14 protein-coding genes are annotated in these 16,578 nt (G+C 64.0%); 7 read left to right on the forward strand and 7 right to left on the reverse strand.

All coding sequences use genetic code 11. The features are described 5' to 3' along the window. Position 1: 1 nt before the first annotated feature. From HBNXHr_RS08070 to HBNXHr_RS08080, 3 genes are all read right to left on the reverse strand, one after another. Positions 2-478, reverse strand: a complete 477-nt coding sequence (locus HBNXHr_RS08070; RefSeq protein ID WP_275881761.1) for a hypothetical protein — start codon at positions 476-478, stop codon at positions 2-4. A 77-nt stretch (positions 479-555) separates the two neighbouring features. Beyond that, the gene (locus HBNXHr_RS08075) at positions 556-1,482 is read right to left on the reverse strand and encodes a polyprenyl synthetase family protein (RefSeq protein WP_275881762.1); all 927 of its coding nucleotides are present in this window, start codon (positions 1,480-1,482) and stop codon (positions 556-558) included. 71 nt (positions 1,483-1,553) lie between these two features. Next, the gene (locus HBNXHr_RS08080; protein WP_275736732.1) at positions 1,554-2,807 is read right to left on the reverse strand and encodes a hypothetical protein; all 1,254 of its coding nucleotides are present in this window, start codon (positions 2,805-2,807) and stop codon (positions 1,554-1,556) included. Positions 2,808-3,012: 205 nt separating this feature from the next. Here HBNXHr_RS08080 and HBNXHr_RS08085 point away from each other — a divergent pair, with 205 nt between their 5' ends. The 3 genes from HBNXHr_RS08085 to HBNXHr_RS08095 all read left to right on the forward strand — a co-directional run bounded on the left by HBNXHr_RS08085 (position 3,013) and on the right by HBNXHr_RS08095 (position 6,091). Then, positions 3,013-4,386 carry a geranylgeranyl reductase family protein gene (locus tag HBNXHr_RS08085; protein WP_275736733.1) on the forward strand — a complete coding sequence of 458 codons (1,374 nt, stop codon included), beginning with the start codon at positions 3,013-3,015 and terminating at the stop codon, positions 4,384-4,386. Between the two features lie 114 nt (positions 4,387-4,500). Beyond that, positions 4,501-5,289, forward strand: a complete 789-nt coding sequence (locus HBNXHr_RS08090; protein WP_275883703.1) for an aldo/keto reductase — start codon at positions 4,501-4,503, stop codon at positions 5,287-5,289. 64 nt (positions 5,290-5,353) lie between these two features. After that, positions 5,354-6,091 (forward strand): hypothetical protein, encoded by a 738-nt coding sequence (locus tag HBNXHr_RS08095; RefSeq protein ID WP_275736734.1) that lies wholly within the window; start codon positions 5,354-5,356, stop codon positions 6,089-6,091. Positions 6,092-6,133: 42 nt separating this feature from the next. Here the strand turns inward: HBNXHr_RS08095 and HBNXHr_RS08100 are convergent, their stop codons facing one another. Beyond that, on the reverse strand, positions 6,134-6,892 hold the full coding sequence (locus tag HBNXHr_RS08100; RefSeq protein WP_275881763.1) for a hypothetical protein: 759 nt from the start codon (positions 6,890-6,892) through the stop codon (positions 6,134-6,136). Positions 6,893-7,000: 108 nt separating this feature from the next. Here HBNXHr_RS08100 and HBNXHr_RS08105 point away from each other — a divergent pair, with 108 nt between their 5' ends. After that, a complete protein-coding gene (locus HBNXHr_RS08105; RefSeq protein ID WP_275881764.1) occupies positions 7,001-8,152 on the forward strand; it encodes a DUF63 family protein in 1,152 nt (383 codons plus the stop codon). Positions 8,153-8,182: 30 nt separating this feature from the next. Here HBNXHr_RS08105 and HBNXHr_RS08110 read toward each other — a convergent pair whose 3' ends face one another. Next, positions 8,183-9,895 (reverse strand): YcaO-like family protein, encoded by a 1,713-nt coding sequence (locus HBNXHr_RS08110; protein WP_275881765.1) that lies wholly within the window; start codon positions 9,893-9,895, stop codon positions 8,183-8,185. 37 nt (positions 9,896-9,932) lie between these two features. Beyond that, entirely contained in the window at positions 9,933-10,751 is an 819-nt protein-coding gene (locus HBNXHr_RS08115; protein ID WP_275881766.1) for a DUF5821 family protein, read from the reverse strand. A 159-nt stretch (positions 10,752-10,910) separates the two neighbouring features. Here HBNXHr_RS08115 and glyA point away from each other — a divergent pair, with 159 nt between their 5' ends. The 3 genes from glyA to HBNXHr_RS08130 all read left to right on the forward strand — a co-directional run bounded on the left by glyA (position 10,911) and on the right by HBNXHr_RS08130 (position 15,776). Further along, positions 10,911-12,158, forward strand: a complete 1,248-nt coding sequence (gene glyA, locus HBNXHr_RS08120) for a serine hydroxymethyltransferase (RefSeq protein WP_275881767.1) — start codon at positions 10,911-10,913, stop codon at positions 12,156-12,158. A gap of 133 nt (positions 12,159-12,291) precedes the next feature. Then, positions 12,292-14,778 (forward strand): hypothetical protein, encoded by a 2,487-nt coding sequence (locus HBNXHr_RS08125; protein WP_275881768.1) that lies wholly within the window; start codon positions 12,292-12,294, stop codon positions 14,776-14,778. 104 nt (positions 14,779-14,882) lie between these two features. After that, positions 14,883-15,776: a bifunctional methylenetetrahydrofolate dehydrogenase/methenyltetrahydrofolate cyclohydrolase gene (locus HBNXHr_RS08130; RefSeq protein ID WP_275736741.1), complete on the forward strand. Its 894-nt coding sequence runs from the start codon at positions 14,883-14,885 to the stop codon at positions 15,774-15,776. Between the two features lie 19 nt (positions 15,777-15,795). Here HBNXHr_RS08130 and HBNXHr_RS08135 read toward each other — a convergent pair whose 3' ends face one another. Then, positions 15,796-16,515, reverse strand: a complete 720-nt coding sequence (locus HBNXHr_RS08135) for a TFIIB-type zinc ribbon-containing protein (RefSeq protein ID WP_275881769.1) — start codon at positions 16,513-16,515, stop codon at positions 15,796-15,798. Between the last annotated feature and the right edge of the window lie 63 nt (positions 16,516-16,578).

Genomic DNA, 16,578 nt, shown 5'->3' on the forward strand with positions numbered 1-16,578 from the left:
CTCAGAGCGTCACCCCGTTGATCCCGATGTGCCCGAAGATGTACCCCCCGATGCAGACGACGCCAGCGGCGACGCCGAGGGTCGCGTCCCAGGACTGGATCGTGAGGGCGAACAGCCGCATCCCCGCGCCGAGGCCGACGACGCCCAGAACGACGAACCCACCGCGGGCCAGGAGGACGCCGTCGACGCCACCCGAGCCACTCGTGGCGAGTTTGTCGGGGCCGTCGTCGGGAACGGGAACGAACGCCGAAACGAACGATTCGTCGGGATCGAGGTACGTCCCGACCTGCGTGAGGTGATACCCCGCGAAGAAGATCGCAAAACCGATCGAGACAACGCCGACCCTGATCGCCGGATTCGAGCCGTCGAGCAACGGGAGCGACGGCGAGAACGCCGACAGCGTCGCGGTCCCCGCACCGATGCCGATCACCAGGTTTCCGGTCAACGCCCAGAACAACGCCTTCGGCTCCGGTAACATGCACGAGTCACGCCGGCAGGTTCACATAAAGCCACCGCTCCCGTCGATTTCGGCCGCGGTTGTGCCGCCAGTGAACCCTAGACGTCCCGTTCGGTAATGAACTGTCCGAGAGCTTGGAGTTTCGCTCGCTGTGGCGAGTCCGGGAGCTCGGTGATCGCCCCGCGAGCCTCCTCGATCAGGTCGTTCATCCGCTGCTCAGCGAACGCCATGCTCCCCTCGGCTTCCAGGATTTGCATGACCGTCCGGACGTCCTCCTTGGTCGTCTCGTCGAACGGTTTATCGAGGATGTCATACACTCGCTCGTCGTCGGCGTGGACAACCATCAGCGTCCGTTTGCCGGCCCGGACGTCGTTGCCTATCTGCTCGCGGCCCTTGCCCTCCTGGAAGTCCAGCAGATCGTCCCGGATCTGGAAGGCCGGCCCCAGCGACGTGAATCCGGAGAGGTCGAGGTCCGAGTCGGCGAGGGCCAGCGGCGCGTCGACACAGAGTTCCAGCAGCGCGCCCGTCTTGCGCCGGACCATCGTCATGTACTCCTCGACGGTGATGTCACGACGGTCGGCGAAGTCGATGTCCATCTGCTCGCCGTTGGTGACCGTGATGACCGTATCGAGCGCGAGATCACGGGTTTCGGCGGGGAAACACAGGATCGCCTTCGCGAACATCATATCGCCGAGGTTGATCGCGCTCCCCTCGCCGTGTTCGGCCCACAACGTGGGTTCGCCGCGGCGATACTCGTCGCCGTCGATGATGTCGTCGTGGACCAGCGTGAAGTTGTGGAGGAGTTCGACCCCTGCGGCGATGTCGAGTGCGTCCGCCCGCGGGACGTCGACCATCTCCGAGACGAGGAACACGAGCCCCGGTCGGATGCGCTTGCCGCCGGTATCGATCGGATACCAGAGGCGCTCGGCGTACTCGAACTCCTCGAGCCACTGGCGTATTCGATCGTCGACCGTCGGTTTGACCTCGTCTTGCAACCAGGCGAAGACGTCTTCTTCGTCAGTCATTATCTCCACCGTCAGGCGCAGGGAACCTCGGTCTTTCGGTCGGTGACAATTAGCCCTTCCCCGGGGTTCGCTCACTCGCCGGCGGCGGCCCCGGGCAACACGGTCGGATCGCCGGAGCGATAGATATACTCGGTGGCGATGCCGGTCAGCGGCGAGTCCGTCTCGGTCGCGAACGTCTCGGCGAGATCGAAGTACCCCTCGCTGATCGAGACGATCCGGTCGTAGGCCGTCTCGGCGTCCTCGGCGAGGACGTATTCGGCGGTGACAGGCGTGAGTTGCCCATCGACACGGTCGTCGGCGTAGTCGTCGACATCGTCGAGCCAGATCTGGGCGCCGATGATCGCCAGCACGATCGAGCGCTTGAACGCCTCGTCGACGGGCAACCCGGCACGCCGATACATCTCGATCATGCCGTCGTAGATGACGCCGACCCGGGCGTACTGGGTTTTGAGATAGGGCAACGCCTCGATGTCTTCAAAGAGCGTAACCTCCGCGTCGAATTCCGACAGGGACGCGTCGCGGTACTCCGTTCGGATGTCCTCACGAGCCGAGGAATCACCGTCACGGGCAGCCCGAAAGAGGTCCCGGAAGTGCGGATCGCGATCCTGGTGGCGCTCCGAGAGGTCGACGGCCCACTCGTAGATCTCCCGGACTTCCCCGGGGAGGCGGTCAAATGTCGCATCGAGCTCCGACGCGAGGGTCTCCTGGGCGATCTCGGCGACCCGGCGTCGCTCCGCCGGAGTGATGTCGAAGCCGACGGAGAAATCCTCGAACTCCGCGTCGTTGATCGCATCCCGCATGTCACCGTCGATCAACGCGGCGAGCACGAGCCGAGTGAGGTAGTCCCCACCATCGACAAGATCCTGTGGGGAAGTCGGGCCGGTGGCCCACTGCTCTTCAGTGATCGACTGTCGAAAACTGACCGGTCCGGCCACGTCGTTCTCGGCGAGGTCCGTGGCTTCTGGAGTCTCGTCCTCCCACATACTCAACGCGACGGGATCGGCACCGTCGTCGGCGCGATTCCTCGCCGTCCGATAGATCTGACCGAGTGTCAACTCGGCCGGCATCGTCAACTTGGTATCGTAACTGAACGAGACGGCCCCAGGAGCCACGTCGAAGGCATCGGCGATCGCGTCTTCGACCGGCTTGAAGGCATCGTCGATCATCGCTTCGGTCCGTCGATCGACGATGCGTTTGAGCTGAATACTTTCGCGATCGAAGACGCCGGAGCCGGCATAATACCCGAAGACGGCCTGGCCAGTTGTCGGTACTGTGTCACGCTCGGCCAGCCAGCCGGCGAATCGCCGGCGAAGTGTCGTCCTCATTACGAGATCACCATCCGAATCCGGCCTGATCGTCGCCGGCACATTGGTGGCGTTCTGGCCGGTGTGAATATCATCTTTTCGCCACGGCGGCCACTCCGTCACGGGACCGTAAAGCCCGCCAAAAAATGCAAAACAAGTGTTAAGTGGCAATATTTCCTACGGATACACGGCAGTTTTTTGTGAACCCCAAGTTTACCAATGGTTCATGTCCGCAGACGCGTACGACATCGTCATCGTCGGTGGTGGGACTGCTGGTGCGTTCGCAGCCGCCAGTGGCGCCCAACAGGATCTCGATGTCGTCCTCCTGGAGCGAAAGAGCGAACAAGAGGCGGGACACATCGCGTGTGGTGACGCGATCAAGGGCAAGAGCACGTTCCCGGATGTGATCGATCTGGACTATCTACGCGAGGAAGCGTTTACCAACGAGAACATTCAGAAGGCAGTGTTCGAGGTGCCCGACGGCGGCACGATCGAGTATCCCTTCGCCACCGGCTCAGGATCGATCGTCGACCGGAAGCGCTACGGCGAAGTGTTGCTCGAAGAGGCCGACCGCGTCGGGGCGGACTTACACTTCGACACCGTCGTCCAGGACGTCGTCCAGACCGACGACGGCCGTGTCGAGGGCGTGCAGGCGACCCGGAAGGGCGACCGGAAACGCTACGACGCCGAGGTCGTGATCGACGCCGCGGGCGCGCTGTCGCTCCTGCAGGACAAGGCCGACCTCGCCGACGCCACCTTCGATACGAACGTCACCCACCGACAGTTCTGCTCGGCCTATCGCGAGGTCATCGAGGTTGAGGAACCGGTCGACTTCGAGGACGCTATCGTGTTCAAACCGACCGAAGAACTGGGGTATCTGTGGTACTTCCCGCGGACGCCGACCGAGATCAACGTCGGGCTGGGCTTCCAGATGGACCAGGAACCGATGGAACTCGTCGAGGTCCTTCGCGAAGATATCGAAGACCGCGAGGAGTTCCAGAACGCCACAGTCACGGACAAACTCGGCGCGGCGCTACCGACCCGGCGGCCCTATGACTCCGCGACTGCGCCCGGATTCATCGCAATCGGTGACGCTGCGGCCCACGTCAACCCGACCACTGGCGGCGGGATTCCGGGTGCGGCCAAAGCCGGGCACTGGGCAGCCGAGGTCGCTGCCGACGCCATCGCCGAGGGGGACGTCAGTGAGGCCGCGCTGTGGGAGTACAACCACCGCGTCCTGACGGACTTCGGCAAGCGGTTTGCGGCGATGGATCTGTACAACATCTTCGGCACGACACTGTCCGTCGAGGACATCTCAGACGTCATCTCGGCGCTGCCCGCCCAGCAACTCATCGACATCCTCGGCCGGAGCGGGACCTCCTCGATGGGCTGGGGGCTGAAAATCAAGACGATGGTCCAGACGTTCGGTCACTGGGGGACGCTGTACGACGCATACAAAGTCAACCAGCGCGCCTCACAACTCAAAGCGATCTACGACGAGTATCCGACATCGCCCAGCGGGTTCGAAGACTGGCGGGAGAAGCGCGATGCCTTCATGGACGACTTCTTCGCGGAGTTTGGGGCCGATCCGAAATACTGACGGCCAATTGACGGGCGGCCGGGAGCCGTATCCGCACCCTTTTTTCGGTGTGCCTGCTACGGCTACCCGATGACAGGCCAGACGACTCACGACGACGTGCCGGTTCGCGATGCCATGCCCATGCTCGGGCTTGGGACCTGGCAAAACGAAGCCCCCGAACAGTGCGCCGAGAGCGTCCGGACGGCCCTGGAAATGGGGTATCGCCACGTCGACACGGCCAAGGCGTACCACAACGAGGCGGCCGTCGGCGACGGCATCACCGCCGCCGACGTCCCGCGTGAGGATATCTTCCTTGCAACGAAAGTTTGGGCGGGCGATCTCGCCTATGCGGACGTCATCGAAAGCGCCGAACGGAGCGCCGATCGCCTCGGCGTCGAGACGATCGATCTGCTGTACATCCACTGGCCGTCACACGCCTATGACCCCGAAGAGACGCTGCCTGCGTTCGACGAACTGGTCGACCGTGGCGTGATCGATCGCGTCGGCGTGAGCAATTTCACCCCCGAACAGGTCGAGCGCGTCCAGGAGGTACTTGATGCACCCCTGTTCGCCAATCAGGTCGAAATGCACCCCTACCTACAGCAGGATGAACTCCGGGCGTTCGCCGCCGAGACTGATCTCAACCTCGTGGCCTACTCGCCGCTCGGACGGGGGACCGTCCTCGACGACGGAACGCTCGCCGACATCGCTACAAAACACGATGCAAGCGTGGCACAGGTCAGCCTGGCCTGGCTGCGAGAGAAAGGGGTCACGGCGATCCCGAAAGCGACCAGCGAGGCCCACATCCGGGACAATTTCGAGAGTGTCGCACTCGACCTTGCGGACGAGGATATCGCGGCCATCGACGATATCGAGCGGACCGACCGCCAGATCAACCCGGACTGGGCACCTGCCTCCTGGTAACTCGGGTCCAAGCGCCGGGGACGGCTCGTAGCAATTATACGCACTGGCGATCAATCGGCTACACATGTCGGGCGGGAACGCGACGGGAATCGTCGCCGGGATTCGTATCGACCTCAAGCGGCTCCACGAGACGTGGATGGAGATCGTCTATCCACGCCAGCGCAACGCGGCGGACACCGTCCTCGGGAAGTGGACCCCCAACTCACAGTCGGGCTGGTTCGCCTACCGGCTGTGGGGTGCCATCGGGGCGCTGCTGGTCGCAATACTCTACCCACTGGTGTTGCTTGGCTACGTGTTCCGCGCCCAGACGAGACGCATCGACCTGGCGGCGGCCCGGATCGGCGCGATCGGCGTGTTCGTCGTCCTGGCCGTGCTATGGGGGGCGCTGAGTGCGTTCGCCAGATATCAGTTCTCCACCAGCGGGTTCATCGCCGTCCTGGCGGCAAGCGTCGTCGCGATCGTCGCCGGTCTGCTCGCCTACGTCTTCAGCCGCATCGGCGGCCGAGTGACGACCGTCCTCCTTGCGTATCCCTTCGGTGTGACCGCGCTCTTGCTTCCACCCGTCGTCGCCGCGCTGTACTCGCCGACGCTCGCCGAGACTGTCTTCTCCCGGAGTGAAGCGATCGCCCGGTGGATCAACGACACGCTGCTCGACGTCTACAACATAAACGAGCGCCTGCGAAGCACGTACGACCTCCGTGGAGTCGCTCACGCGGTCATGTGGTTCGCCATCTCGATCCCCGTCGGTTGGCTGCTGGGGACCGTGGTCACGCTGGCGAACTACGTCCGCCCGAGTACCTGAGAGGGGTCAGTCCGGGTTTCTGTTGACTCCCGTGTGGTACTATCACGAATTCCCGATGCTGATCGATCGCGGGTCGATCCCGTCCGCACCGATCCGAACCGTCTCGTCGTCGGTACCGACCAGCATCGTCCCGCCGGCGAGTAGTGGAGCGAGAACCCCACCGACGACGGTTCCCGGTTCAGAGAGGGTGCTATCGATGGCGACGCTATCGGCGGCCGTGAGAGACGCTTGATCGAGGAAAGCCTCAGCAGCTTCGACCAGCGTCCGGTGATCGAACTGCCGGTCGTCAGTAATCAACAGTGGTGTGTCCGGCGAAACCGTTTCAGGTGGGGCGATCGGCGTCTCGCTCCAGACTTCGGTTTCGAAGTGGACTATAGACGGATTCTCCGGCGGCCCGCCGTAGGCGATCGACGTACTGGCCGGTCCCGGTTCGTAGTCGTCCATCCAGGCGGCCGGGCCGACCAGCGCGTCGGCTTCGAGGTCCCGCGGTGGATCGAACCGGACGGTCGCGCCGAGCAACGCCGCGCCGAGCAACGCGAAGATGACCTCCGGAATCGGCGTGTCTTCGGTTCGTGACGGCGGCGTTCCCGGTTCGTAATCGGGGTGTTTGGGCGCATCGACGACACCGACGATCGATCCGTCGTGGACGCCATAGAGCCGGAGCAGATTCGCCGTTTTCCAGGCAGTTGCACAGACGCTATCGTAACTGTGTGATCGCGCCCGGTCGCCGACCACCCGATACGCGAGGTCGTCGCTCCGTCTTGCCGGGGCAACCAGATCGCCGATCACCGCTGCGTCCATGGGTGGCGTTTGTGGGCAAGCGCCAAAAGCGTTCGCGGACGGGGCCACCACGACGACATGCGCGCCGGGACCGGAACGCTAAACAGGACGGCTGACACCTGCATGAACATGGACGACCAAGCGTTCACGCTGACGCCCGGGCGGGCGTGGCTCGCGATGTTCGGGGCCGCGATCGTCGCGATCGGGGGCGCGTCGATCGCGTTCACGCGGCAGGTGTGGGACGAGTTCATCTGGCAGTACTTCTGGGGGCCGGTGTACGCCGACGCCCACAACGCCGGCTGTGCGATCAAAGACGGCGGAGAGACGCTGCTGGGCGGTAGCGGTTTCGCCGAGAACTGCGGGATCGCGATGGAACAGGGCCACATCGTCGCCGAACCGGGCTATACCCTGGTTTCGGAAGCGGGTTACATGGTCATCGGACTGTTCTTCCTGATCGGCGTCTACCTGCTCCTGAAGAATCTCGACGTTTCGTTCGGTCGGGAGTACTTCTACGCGCTGTTCCCGTTCATGCTGTTCGGCGGCGCGCTCCGGGTCGTCGAGGACGCGACCGACGCCGCCGTCGAGGCCGGCGTCGAACCGGTCGCCTCGTATCCGCTCAACACGCTGTTCATCAGCCCGATCATCTACTTTACCGTGTTCGGGATCGCCATCGGCGCGCTCGTCGGGAGTCTCCGGCTCGCCGATCGTGGGATTGTCTCTTCGGCCGAACGGGCACTCGGGATCATCGGGAGCGTCGCCTTCGGTGTGACGTTTGGCTATCTGGTCGTGCTCGGAGTGACCGTCGAACACGTCGACTTCCTCCCACACGTCCTGCTCATTATCGTCGGCGGCGCGACGGCGATGGCCTACGGCGTCTACGCCCTCACCGAGCGGTTCGCCCCATACATCAACAGCGGGACCGGCTACGTTGGATTGATCGTCCTCTGGGCGCACGCGATCGACGGCGTCGCGAACGTTCTCATCACCGACTGGGCGGACACGCTTGCCCTCCCCGTCTCGTATTACCCGAAGCATCCGGCCAACGAGATCATCATGAACGTGACCGAAGCGGTCCTGCCGGCCGGGATTTTCGAGGCGATCGGCAGCGCGTGGCCATTCCTGCTCGTGAAGCTCGGCGTCGCCCTGGGCATCGTCTGGCTGTTCGACGAGGCGTTCATCGAAGAGAATCCCCGGTACAGCTACGTCCTCCTGGTCGGGGTCGTCGCCGTCGGCCTCGGGCCCGGATCCCGTGACATGCTCCGGGCTGCGTTCGGCATCTGAGAATTTTGCCAGCAAGTCGTTGCTGTCTGCTCAAGGGAACGGATGGAACGCACGGTCCGGCCGTGCCTCGAATCCGAGACGGTCCGGGACTGTTTCGAGTCGTTCACCGAAGTACGGATCGCCGAGAAACAGCGGCTGGGCCGACGGAACAAGCACGCGAACGGCCTCGAATCCGATCGCTTCGATGTCGCGGGGCGTAAGTCGCACCGCGTACGGCGAGAGACCGGCGTCGGTGACCCGTTCGACGACGGCCGACAGCGCCTCACCCCCATCGTCGGGCGCATCGGGTGCGACATCGGCTGCCGGGACAGTTCCCGCGGCGTCGACGAAGTCCGCGACAACGTCGGGGAATGTCGCGTAGTCACCGATCGCGCCGCTGGCGTCGACGGCACCGTCCGGCCCCATCTGGCGGAGTTCGAACCAGTTCTGGACCGCTTCGGCCAGCGCCGAGCGCGCAGCGGCGGCGGGATCGAGATTCGCGCTCGATCCGAGGGCGAACCGGGGCCACTCGCCGTCCGCCCGGTGGACGGCAACCGCCACGACCGGCACGTCAATATCCTGGGTGAGCAGGAGTGGCGTGACCGAGAGCCCCTCGACGTTTACCCGCCTGGCGAGCGTCTCGAAACGATCGTCCGAAACGTCGAGTTCCAGCGGTTCGAACGTCGAATACCACGACAGCATCGACGCGTCGCGCTCGATCACTTCGTACAGTCCCGACAGCAACGCCTCGACCATCGCGTTGCCAAAGCCGAGCCCGGTCGTGTTCGCGGGCCGGAAGCGATCGTCGGACGGCGGATAGACGGTCACCGACGCCGGCACCTGCACCCCCTGGCCGGTTGCGAGATCCTGCCCCTCGATCCAGTCATAAGGGCCGTCTCCGGGCGGCTCCGGCGTCACGAACGACGACGGCGCGATCGGTCGGGCCAGCTCCTCCATGGCGGCTGTCCGGAAGCTTTCACGCCGATAGACGCCGGCACTGTATCGCTCGTAGGCTTCCCCGAGCGCTTTCATCAGTGCAGCGTTCCAGTTGACGTCGACGCCCGCTGCCGGGCCAGTCGAGGAGACGTCGCTGAACCCGTCCGTGTCGCCGTTCCGGGCGAGGTAGTAGGGGGCAGGGAAGGACTCGATCTCGCCGACCTCCTGGACGATCCCGAGACGGTCATCGAGCCCCTGCTCGGCCCGCGCGATCGTCGCCTCAAGGTCGCGGTCGACGGCCGTTCGCTCGATGGTCCGTGACGGCTCCGTCCCGCATGTACAGTGCGGGACAGGGAGCAAGCGGCGCGTCGCCTCCGGAATTTCCGTCACGAACCCGAAGACCTCCGGGGCGTCGACGGAGCGATCAAGCGTGCTCGCAGCCACCCGGCCGGCGATTGCCCCGGCGAACCGTGCCGTCGTCGGCGGTGGGGCTTCCGTCGGCTCCTCCGCCGGATCGACGTTCGCCCGGACGCGCTTGCGGAGACACTCGTAACACGCCGTCTCCGGCCCAAATCCGGTGATCGCGGCGTCGACAACCGGGACGCCGCCGACACCGCCGAGTTCGATCGCGATCCAGGATGCTTCTGTTTCGAGCGCGCGCTCGTTCGCCCGTTCGAAGGTGCCTGCACCGGCAACGTCGACGACGATCCCCAGGTCGTAGTCCTCGATTTCATCGGGTTCACACGTCGACACGGCGCTATCAACGTCACCGAGCGCGGATTCGACCGCCTCGACGGCCGGACCGGCACCCACGAGACCAACAGACATGGTCCTCCGTGGATGCCCGAGCGGCAAAAAGGTCGCGCTACTCCGAAAGCAGGTCAATGGCAACGCCGGCAAGTTCCGTCGCGTCAGCGTGCTGGAGTCGTTCGTCGCCGAGCAGCAGGCGGAGTCGGGGGCGGCCGACGTCGATCGGGACCTTCTCGGTGTTGAGCAGTCCCTTGTCTTCGAGTTGGGTCTTCGTCCGGGAGAACGTCGCCTTGCTCGCGAGGCCGACGTCCTCGCCCCACTTGCTGATGTCATAGAGCAACTCGCGGTTCCGGGCGGCCACGAGCAGACTGATCGTCACCTCGTCGATTCCCTCGCCGTCGCTACGGGCGGTCGACAGCGAGTCGAGGACGGCGTCGAAATCCGCGCGGGCTTCCTCGCTGATCTCCGCGGCGAGCGTGGATCGAACGCGCGACAGCGGCGGCGTCCGAAGCGTGAACTCGCCGGCTGTCTCCCAGCGGTCAGCGTAGAATTCAGCGGTCGAGGAGACGAACGACCCGTCGTCGGTCCGGAGTCCGGCCGCCCCGTCGGTCGCTGTCACGAGCGAGACGACGTTTTCGTCCGTCACGAGCAACGAGTTGACCGGCTGTTCGTCGAGCAGCCGTAGCGACAGCGTCCCCTCGTCGATCAGATCCGCGGCCGTACTTGCCACGATGAAGTCGTCCATCACCTGTTTGAGCGGGCGCTCGGGCGCGAGAAGTCGAACTGTCGGCGGCGAGTCGAGGGCATCCAGCGTGTTGACGAGAGCGACGATCGTCTCCTGGGCCGGATTGACGACGTAGATGTCTTCGGGAGACGAAACAGTCTCTGCGAGGACGTGTTCGATGTCAGACGCGATCGTATTCTCTATTGTCATGAAGTGGCCTGTCTTAAAGGCCACTAATATTTAAGGATATCGCCGTTGAGATATATCGTTCATCAAAAGCGGGGCCTCATCGAAGATTTACAGGTTGACCCGGACCAGGCCCAGCGTCGAAAGAGTAGCTTATTCAAGACTGGCCATCGAGGAACAGATATGGACGACGACAGCGTCCGTGAGACGGATCCGGCCGTCGCCGACGCGCTGGCCGGCGAACGCGACAGACAGGAAGACACGCTCGCGATGATCGCAAGCGAGAACCACGTCAGCGAGGCGGTCCTCGAGGCCCAGGGGTCGACGCTGACGAACATCTACGCCGAAGGGTATCCGGGCAAACGCTACTACGCCGGCTGTGAGTACGCAGACGACGTCGAGGAACTCGCAATCGATCGCGCCGAGGAGTTGTGGGGAGCCGACCACGTCAACGTCCAGCCACACTCGGGCAGCCAGGCCAACATGGGCGTCTACCTGGCCGTCCTCGATCCCGGCGACAAGATCCTCTCGCTGGATCTGACCCACGGCGGCCATCTCTCTCATGGCCACCCGGCGAACTTCGCCGGCCAGGTCTACGAGGTCGAACAGTACGAGGTCGACGCCGAGACGGGCTATCTCGACTACGACGGCCTCGCCGAGATCGCCGACGAGTTCGACCCGGACATGATCGTCTCGGGGTACTCCGCGTACCCCCGCGAGGTCGAGTGGGAACGAATTCAGGACGTCGCCGACACAGTCGACGCCTATCACCTGGCCGATATCGCCCACATTACGGGCCTCGTCGCGGCGGGCGTCCACGCCTCGCCGGTCGGTGTCGCCGACTTCGTGACCGGGTCGACCCACAAGACGATCCGGGCCGGCCGCGGCGGCGTCATCATGTGCGACGACGAATACGCCGACGACATTGACTCGGCCGTCTTCCCCGGTATGCAGGGCGGCCCATTGATGCACAACATCGCTGGGAAGGCCGTCGGCTTCGGCGAGGCACTCGACCCCGAGTTCGAGGAATACGCCGAACAGACCGTCGCCAATGCGAAGGCGCTCGCCAACCGCCTGCAGGAACACGGCCTCGAACTCGTCTCCGGCGGAACCGACAACCACCTCGTCCTGATCGACCTCCGGCCCTCGCACCCGGACACGCCGGGCAAGGACGTGGAGGAAGCACTCGAGGACGCCGGAATCGTGCTCAACGCCAACACCGTCCCCGGCGAGACGCGCTCGGCGTTCAACCCGTCGGGTATCCGTGCCGGGACGCCCGGTCTGACGACCCGTGGTTTCGACGAGGACGCCTGCCGCGAGGTCGCCGACCTGATCTACGAGGTGGTCGACGCACCCGGCGACGAGGGCGTCATCGCCGAGGTTTCCGAACGCGTCGACGAACTTACCGACGAGTACCCGCTGTACGCCTGATTCCGCGCGGACCCATCGACGAACGCTGAATCGTCGACGCTGAGAGTTCTGCCCGTTGCCGCCGAAATGGTGTCGACAGGGGATACATTCGCATTCGAAATACTTAATCACAGACTGGTGTAATTACCCGGGTATGGTGGATCTTACCCGCCGCCGGCTTCTCGCCGGTGTCACCACGACCGCCCTGGCTGGTTGTATGGGTGACCCCAACAACCAGTCATCGGCCCCTCCAGCATCGACCGCTTCGGACACAGAGACGCCGACACCGACAGACGAACCAACGCCGACTGAAACGCCCACACCCGAGACAGACGAAATTACCCTCCCCGAGGATCTGGTTGCAGTGCTTGATCCGATCCCGGAATCAGTCGACGGCACGTCGGTGTCTCGGATCCGGAGCACTGCCCCATCCCCGGACAACGACGAAAGCTTCAATCAGTTGCCGGCGTTCGGATCAGTGTCACAGATCGGTCTCGAACTGGACGAGATCGATCGTGCCGCGGCTGCCAGATACGGCGACTACCAGACACAGATCGTTACGATAGTCGGCTCGTTCGACGCCGAGAAGCCGACGCTGCCCGAAGAGGCCCCGATCGAACAGCTCCATCGCGAGGACGGCCGTTTGATCGTGGCGATGGACGACACCAAAGACGGCTGGAAGGACGGGTTGACGGCGGCGACCGAGGCGGCGGGCGACGGCGAGCTTCCGCTGTCCGAGGACGCCCGACTCGCGTTATCACCGGTCAGCGAGTCAGCCGTCATCCAGTTGCTGCCATCGATCCCTGCGGACGAGACCGGGCAGCTCGACGGGGTCAACACCGACGTGATCGAGGCCTTCGCCTTCGGTGGGGATCGACTCGATCCGATGACGGCACGCGTCTCGATCACGACCGTCTACACCGAGCAATCGGACTTCGACACCGAGGAATTCAAGACGTTCGCCAAAAATATCGGCGCGGGCAACACTGACGACTTAACGGTCGAGCGCGACGGTCGCGTCGGCATCGGGACACTCACCGTGCAAGCGCCGACCCAGGAGATCCGCGAACGGGCACCGGATCCCCACCTCACGGTCAGCTACGAGCAGGAACGCGGAACGGCCAGGCTGGAGCACTACGGTGAGCAACCGCTTCAAACGGAGTCGTTGACACTGTTTGTCGACGACGAACCGGTCGAAGACGCCTGGAACGGCGACCCGATGGAGCCCGACAGTTCGATCTCCGTCGACGCCGATCCGCTCTCGTCGATCATGATCGAGTGGACCGATCCCGAGAACCCCGAATTCGAACGGATCGTCTTCCACGATGTGATCGCCAGGGGAGTAACCTTCGAGGAAACGTACGATATCGAATCAAAAACGCTGACGGTGACGTACACCGGCTCCGAACCGGTCGATCGCACGGACCACGTCGAAATCGAGCATCGGTCACCCGAGGAAGACGAACCAAGCAGCGACGAGACGACCGAATCACTGGCGGATCGTCACGACCGACTGACTGAAGGAGACCAAATCACCATCGAGGGCGTCGCGTTCGGCGATCGAGTAACGTTGATGGCCACCCACAGCTACGAGCGAGCGGGGGCCAGTGGATCGCTGTCGTCGTCGGTCTACACCTTCCGGGCACAGGTTCCGGGACACTTCAGACTCGATACGGAAGAGGGGCCGAGACTCGTCTACTACGGCAAGGAGGGCCGTGATCCGGCGAACTTCCGGGTGACTGTCGGCGGCGAGGAGCCTGCAACGGGATTTGCTGAGAAATACGACACGCTCGAACGGGTCGATACGTTACAGCTCGACGCCGAGACGGGCGATGAAGTCGTCGTCGAGTGGGTCGGCAACGGCGGGCCGACGGAAACGTTCAGCGAGTACGTCCGGCCGCCAGCGTCCTTCGAGCTGACGCGGACCACCGACGGGTTCGAAATCGTCTACCGGAGCGAAGTGACCTACGACGCTGATGCCTTCGCCGTCCGAACGGGTGGTGGCGAGTCCGATCCCGTCTTCGCTGATGACTACGACACCCTCGAAGGCGGCGACAGCGCCCCCATCGAACTGGACGGGACAAGTCCTGTCCACGTGTACTGGACGGAGCCGGAAGAGCGGATCACTCTCACCTGGCTCCACCTGGACAATATGCTCCAGTTTGAGCTTGACGGATCCTCGCTGGTGTTCTCGGGCCAGGGTGAGTGGCCCGCCGAGGAGTTCGATGTGACCGTCGACGGCGAGGACGTCGATGGATTCACGGACACCGTCACGAACGGCGACAGCATCGATCTGAGCGCCGAAACTGGATCCACCGTCGAGGTCACGTGGACCGGGGGCGACGAGCCGACGAGTGTCTTCTCGGAGACGGTCCATCCGGCCTTCGAGTTCACGTTCGCGTACGACGCCGAGAGCGAATCGCTTTCGATCACCTCGAAGACGGATGCGGAACTCGACCCCAGTGAGCTTGAAATCGTCGTCCACCGCAGTGACGATCGGCAGACGTACGTCGACGCCTGGAGGGAAGCGTACGATGTCGTCGAGACTGGTGACGCGGTTACGCTGTCGGTTTCCGGGGTCGAGGCAGCGGTGGTCGAACACGAATCCTGGAACGTCTACGCCCACAAGGAACTGGAGTAAGTGCCCAGCTGGTCGCGTCCATTGGACACGCCACCCCGACAATCGGGGCGAGCCCGGGCACGGATACTGGGCCTTTATGTTCCGCGGCCGCCCTGAATTCCGTAATGGCAAACAGCATCGACGGGAACAGAGTGGCACAGTCGATCCGCGACGACCTCGGCGACGCGATCGGCAAACTCGAGAGCGAAGGCGTGACGCCGACGCTGGCAACGGTATTGATGAGCGACGATCCGGCCAGCGAGACGTACGTCTCGATGAAGCAGGACGACTGCGCCGAGGTCGGCATCGAGGCGATCGACGTCGAGATCGATCCCGAGGCACCCGCCGAGGAACTGTTCGACGAGATCGATCGACTCAACGCCGACGAGACCGTCAACGGCATCCTCGTCCAGATGCCGGTCCCCGATCACGTCGACAAGCAGTCCGTTCTCCGTCGAATCGACCCCGAGAAAGACGTCGACGGGTTCCACCCCGAGAACGTCGGTCGACTGGTCGCGGGCGACGCCCGATACAAACCCTGTACGCCTCACGGTATCCAGATGCTGCTTGATGATGCCGGCGTCGATCCCGAGGGCAAGGACGCGGTAATCGTCGGCCGGTCGGACATCGTCGGCAAGCCGATGGCGAATCTCCTCCTTCAGAAAGCGGACGGCGGCAACGCGACCGTGACCGTTTGTCATTCCAGGACCGATGACCTCGCGGCGAAAACCCGCGAGGCGGACATCGTCGTTGCGGCCGCGGGCGTCCCGGAAATGATCGACGGCGACATGCTCACCGAAGGCGTGACGGTCATCGACGTTGGGATCAACCGTGTCGATGCGGACACCGAGAAGGGCTACGAACTGGTCGGCGACGTCGATTTCGACAGCGCAGCGGGGAAAGCAAGCGCGATCACGCCGGTCCCCGGCGGTGTCGGGCCGATGACGCGGGCGATGTTGTTGTATAACACTGTCAAAGCCGCTGGCCTCCAGCACAACGTCGACGTGACGCTTCCCTGAGCAGCAGACTGCATACGCGCTATCGCTCCGGATCGAGTTCCGTAAGCCGGTCACGGGCGCGGTCGAGCGCGTCCGGATCATCCTCGATCAGGTAGGCACCGACTGCCCGGGCGGCCTCGATCAGCGCTTCAGCCCGCTCAGGTGGGATATCCCCGTCGAGAGCAGCCACCCGTGCCCGGTGATCTTCAACGCTGCCGAGGACGGTTCGGGCCTGGTCGTCGGGTTCGTCTTCGAGATACTGACGGAGGTCTCGCCGATAGTCCTCGACCGTCGCGGCGGCAGCGAGCCCCCGATGAGGAATCAGCGAGTCGGGCACCGACGACGGGTCCGGTCGCGTTCCCGATTGTGCCCCGTCCAGCAGTGCGAGCAAGTGATGCTGCGCGGCCTCGGTAACGTCCATCGATCGGGCGATGGCCCGGCCGACGTGTTTGAGTTCCATCGTCGCGACGAACTGCTCCGAAAGGGGCTGGAGTTTCCCTGCGTCGATGAATCCATGAAGGCGGACGAACTCGGATGCGCTCTCGGCGGCGCGGGTCGCGACCGTCCCGATCGGCTCAGAATCGACCGCCGCACGAGCGTGTCTCAGGTCAAGTGAGACTGGACTGGCAGTGTGGCGCGTCCGCTCGTCGACGCCGACGCTGCGTAGGCTGCCACAGTCGGGACACTCGACACTGCCCGTCTCGTAGTACGTCCACCGACGACCACAGTTTTGACACTCGCGTTCGCCACGAATCCGCATACCTACTCAAGATGCCTCCGAGTATAAAACGGGCCTGCTACCTCGACCCGACGCCGAACGACA

Origin of the sequence: Halorhabdus sp. BNX81 (assembly GCF_029229925.1) — an archaeon.
In the GTDB taxonomy this organism is placed as follows: domain Archaea; phylum Halobacteriota; class Halobacteria; order Halobacteriales; family Haloarculaceae; genus Halorhabdus.

What these genes read in the sequence shown, in the direction of transcription:
- HBNXHr_RS08070 (WP_275881761.1), bottom strand. Translation starts at nt 478, where the DNA reads ATGTTACCGGAGCCGAAGGCGTTGTTCTGGGCGTTGACCGGAAACCTG.
- HBNXHr_RS08075 (WP_275881762.1), bottom strand. Translation starts at nt 1,482, where the DNA reads ATGACTGACGAAGAAGACGTCTTCGCCTGGTTGCAAGACGAGGTCAAA.
- HBNXHr_RS08080 (WP_275736732.1), bottom strand. Translation starts at nt 2,807, where the DNA reads ATGAGGACGACACTTCGCCGGCGATTCGCCGGCTGGCTGGCCGAGCGT.
- HBNXHr_RS08085 (WP_275736733.1), top strand. Translation starts at nt 3,013, where the DNA reads ATGTCCGCAGACGCGTACGACATCGTCATCGTCGGTGGTGGGACTGCT.
- HBNXHr_RS08090 (WP_275883703.1), top strand. Translation starts at nt 4,501, where the DNA reads ATGCCCATGCTCGGGCTTGGGACCTGGCAAAACGAAGCCCCCGAACAG.
- HBNXHr_RS08095 (WP_275736734.1), top strand. Translation starts at nt 5,354, where the DNA reads ATGTCGGGCGGGAACGCGACGGGAATCGTCGCCGGGATTCGTATCGAC.
- HBNXHr_RS08100 (WP_275881763.1), bottom strand. Translation starts at nt 6,892, where the DNA reads ATGGACGCAGCGGTGATCGGCGATCTGGTTGCCCCGGCAAGACGGAGC.
- HBNXHr_RS08105 (WP_275881764.1), top strand. Translation starts at nt 7,001, where the DNA reads ATGGACGACCAAGCGTTCACGCTGACGCCCGGGCGGGCGTGGCTCGCG.
- HBNXHr_RS08110 (WP_275881765.1), bottom strand. Translation starts at nt 9,895, where the DNA reads ATGTCTGTTGGTCTCGTGGGTGCCGGTCCGGCCGTCGAGGCGGTCGAA.
- HBNXHr_RS08115 (WP_275881766.1), bottom strand. Translation starts at nt 10,751, where the DNA reads ATGACAATAGAGAATACGATCGCGTCTGACATCGAACACGTCCTCGCA.
- glyA (WP_275881767.1), top strand. Translation starts at nt 10,911, where the DNA reads ATGGACGACGACAGCGTCCGTGAGACGGATCCGGCCGTCGCCGACGCG.
- HBNXHr_RS08125 (WP_275881768.1), top strand. Translation starts at nt 12,292, where the DNA reads ATGGTGGATCTTACCCGCCGCCGGCTTCTCGCCGGTGTCACCACGACC.
- HBNXHr_RS08130 (WP_275736741.1), top strand. Translation starts at nt 14,883, where the DNA reads ATGGCAAACAGCATCGACGGGAACAGAGTGGCACAGTCGATCCGCGAC.
- HBNXHr_RS08135 (WP_275881769.1), bottom strand. Translation starts at nt 16,515, where the DNA reads ATGCGGATTCGTGGCGAACGCGAGTGTCAAAACTGTGGTCGTCGGTGG.